Source organism: Bradyrhizobium sp. Kon69 (assembly GCF_055807515.1).
This window is the reverse complement of sequence record NZ_JBVVOS010000453.1, coordinates 1-255: the sequence shown is the minus strand read 5'-3', so window position 1 is coordinate 255 and position 255 is coordinate 1. Positions and strand designations below refer to the sequence as shown.

General features: G+C 42.4%; 1 pseudogene. It reads left to right on the top strand.

The annotated features are described in order from the left end of the window. A pseudogene (locus AC0L3U_RS39770) lies at nt 1-255 on the top strand (glycosyltransferase family 4 protein); the annotation flags it as partial.

Here is a 255-nt window from a genome sequence, read left to right as displayed (position 1 = left end):
GATATACGAACCTTTTCGTAACTGTCCGAGTGAATTCGAAAATTATTCAGGTGCTCAGGTAGTCAGAGTGCCGTTAATACCACGCGGGACACGTAGTTTTAGTCTGATCTTAAATTATTTCTCTTTTTTTGTTGCTGCGTCTGTGCTTGGCCCATGGAAATTACGCAATAAAAAAATTGACGTTGTGTTTGTGTATGCGGTCTCGCCGATAATGGCAGCGATACCAGCCCTTGTGATTGGCCGTATAAAAAAAGC